The sequence below is a fragment of the Paeniglutamicibacter quisquiliarum genome (assembly GCF_019084045.1).
GTDB classification, from domain to species: domain Bacteria; phylum Actinomycetota; class Actinomycetes; order Actinomycetales; family Micrococcaceae; genus Paeniglutamicibacter; species Paeniglutamicibacter quisquiliarum.
The window spans coordinates 1-962 of record NZ_JAHRED010000030.1 but is presented as its reverse complement, the minus strand read 5'-3'; the positions used below and the strand labels follow the sequence as shown (position 1 = coordinate 962).

The 962-nt window shown below is 56.3% G+C and carries 1 protein-coding gene; it reads left to right on the top strand.

Annotated elements, in window-relative coordinates; all coding sequences use genetic code 11:
* Window positions 1-357: hypothetical protein (locus KRR55_RS20140; RefSeq protein ID WP_217391098.1), on the top strand; the 357-nt coding region annotated here is incomplete at its 5' end.
* Window positions 358-962 lie beyond the last annotated feature (605 nt).

Genomic DNA, 962 nt, shown 5'->3' with positions numbered 1-962 from the left:
ATCGGCGACCACCCGGCCTCTCGTGGCCAAAAACCCCAGAACCAAAGGGAAGTTGCCCCTCATGACGGGATCTTTGACCACGTCTGGCATGAAACAACGAAAGTGATCCGCACCATGTCCTTGGATGAAATGTGCATGCAGTTGCGGCAGTTCCGATCTGGATTGCAAACACGTGGATCTGGTTCTTCCGATCCACTGCAGCTGAAGACCCTGGTTCAGCCAGTCCGAGCTCTCGAGCTTTGTCGCAAGTTTGCCTCGGGTACAACAAGCCGAAGTTCATCTCTTTCAGCCAATATCCAAGCGCGGCGACTCCCACACATGAGCTCAGTCCATCCTTCCGCCGCTCGCTTCATCTAGCGTTGCCATGACCCGGCAATCGATTCAGCAGGTTGATCCTCGTGATCCTGTACGCCCTGGATCCCTTCCCCCCATTCGGGACAACAAGCGTATTCCAATCCGCCGGCGACGGGACCATGTGTTGCCGCAACTTGAGAGGTACGGTGCCTAGCTTTGGCCACGGGTGGCATCCAGTCCGCCCAAGGAAAGAACTCTTTGCGGCCGGCCAGCATTTCTGCACTTGCGCTCCGGGTCCACCGGTCCGTATCTGCGAGTGGATAGCTCACTGGCTGCAAACATGGATTCCAAGGAGGCCGTGGCAACCCTCCACGTCTAAGGAGTAGTTCATCATGTTCCTGATTGACGCCGGCCTGCTTTAGGCCTGGTTGTTATCCCTTTTCACTCGGAAGATTCTGGCTCCCGGTGTGCCGTTAGCCAGTAAGTGGCGTCCACTGGCCTTGGAAACGAAGTTTCGAAATTCGTAGGGCCCAGGAGATCTCGGGGACGTTTGCCTCGGTTCAGGCCAAGAATGTTGGATCAACTCAAGATCTGACTATTCAATGAGGGTCCTCCGGGCCACCTGCCCGGACTCCCTAGTTCGCACGGATGTGACGGATCGCAAGATC